The organism is Herbaspirillum sp. B65 (assembly GCF_000333555.1).
In the GTDB taxonomy this organism is placed as follows: Bacteria; Pseudomonadota; Gammaproteobacteria; order Burkholderiales; family Burkholderiaceae_D; genus Herbaspirillum; species Herbaspirillum rubrisubalbicans.
Window position 1 is genome coordinate 1 of record NZ_BADI01001231.1, and the last position, 2,003, is coordinate 2,003.

Consider the following 2,003-nt stretch of genomic DNA (forward strand, 5'->3'; position numbering starts at 1 on the left):
AGGCGGAAGGTCTGTCCCAACTGGTCATCCAGGGCCGAGAGCTGGGGATCGTGGCAGATGGTTTTTCATTGGCCGAGCCGGCCTTGCTGCAATCGAAGCTGGCGGCCTGCGCGGTCGAGACCTTGAGGCTGGCCAGCAGGGCCGCGCTGCTGAACAGGAGAACGAGGGGCAGGGCTTTCATGGCGAGACTCTCCGTATTGCTGGAACTGATGGGGCGCCAGCATGGCACCGCCATCCCGCCGCCAAAACGCGGAGAAGAAAGGGATTTTTCCCAAAATCTTTGCACCTGAAAAAGCGTGTTGGGCATTCTTCACAATCGATGCTTGCGGCGTTTGCGCAAGGGCCGGCACATCCAAGTAGAATCGCGGTCTTCAACCACATCAAGCAGTCAATCCGGTGACCGTCGCACAGGACCATTTGCCCCCGTCGCAGCTCCGCCCAGGCGAGCGCGCCGGTTTCATCGTATCGCGCCATTGGCGCGATACGCCGGCCGGGGTCGAGATCGAACTATGGCTGGCCACTGACACTGGCCCGCAATGCCTGCGCCTGCCACCGCAACCGGCGGTGGCCTTCGTGCCGCAGGAACAGGCCGAGCGGGTGCAGGCGTTGATCCAGGGCGAACCTGGCATGGAGTTGCGCCCGCTGGAGCATTTGAAGGATCTCAGCCAGCGTGCGGTGCTGGGTCTGTATGCGCGGCAGTACCGCAAGCTGCTGAAGATGGAAAAGACCCTGCTGGCCGCCGGGATTGCCGTCTATGAAGCCGATATCCGCCCGCCCGAGCGCTACCTGATGGAGCGCTTCATCAACGCACCGCTGGCCTTCCAGGGTGTGGATGACGGTCACGGTGCGCTGGTCGAGGCGCGCATCCGCCCCTTGCCGGGCTATCGGCCACCCCTGAAGCTGGCCTCGCTGGATATCGAAACCAGTTGGCAGGGCGAGCTCTACAGCATCGCCATCGAAGGCTGCGGCCAGCGCAGCGTCTATGCACTGGGACCACCCAGCGGGGCGGTCGAGGCGGTGGATTTCGAGCTGCAGTTCTGCGCCACGCGCAAGGAGCTGATCGACTGTCTCAATGGCTGGATGGCACGTCACGACCCGGATGCCCTCATCGGCTGGAACCTGGTCCAGTTCGACCTCAACGTATTGCAAAAGCAAGCGCAGAAATACCAGACCACATTGCGCCTGGGCCGTGCCGGGCGCGTGCTGGAGTGGCGCGAACACGGCCTGCGCGCCAACCACCTGCTGGTGAGTGCGCCTGGCCGGCTGGTGATCGATGGTATCGAAAGTCTGCGCTCGGCGTTCTGGAACTTTCCCTCCTTCAGCCTGGAAAACGTGGCGCAATCGCTGCTGGGCGAGGGCAAGGCGATTGCCACGCCCTACCAGCGCATGGATGAGATCGACCGCATGTTCGCCGAGGACAAGGCGGCCCTGGCGACCTACAACCTCAAGGATTGCGAGCTGGTCACGCGCATCTTTGCCAAGACCGAAATCCTCGCCTTCCTGCTTGAACGCGCCAGCGTCACCGGCCTGCAGGCCGACCGCAGCGGTGGCTCGGTGGCCGCCTTCACCCATCTCTACCTGCCGCATATGCACCGCAAGGGCTATGTGGCGCCCAACCTGGGCGAGGCCGAAGCGCTGGCCAGTCCGGGCGGCTTCGTCATGGATTCGCGCCCGGGGCTGTATGACTCGGTGATCGTGCTGGATTACAAGAGCCTGTATCCCAGCATCATCCGCACCTTCCTGATCGATCCGGTGGGCTTGGTCGATGGCACCCTCAATGAACCGGAGGCGCAGACCGTGCCTGGTTTCAACGGGGCGCGCTTTTCGCGCCGGAGCCATAGCCTGCCGGCCATCATCGAACAGATCTGGCAGGGCCGCGAAGTGGCCAAGGCCCAGGGCAACAAGCCCTTGCAGCANGCGCTGAAGATCATCATGAATTCCTTTCTACGAGTCCTGGGCTCGACCGCCTGCCGCTTCTTCGATTCGCGCCTGGCCTCCTCCAT

The 2,003-nt window shown here is 63.3% G+C and carries 2 protein-coding genes; both read left to right on the forward strand.

What is annotated here, in order from left to right:
• Window positions 1-290 (forward strand): hypothetical protein (locus tag I5W_RS32320; protein ID WP_044531836.1); only part of this gene is annotated, 290 nt, incomplete at its 5' end.
• 106 nt (window positions 291-396) lie between these two features.
• A partial coding sequence (locus tag I5W_RS28870) for a DNA polymerase II (RefSeq protein WP_044531837.1) occupies window positions 397-2,003 on the forward strand: 1,607 nt, incomplete at its 3' end.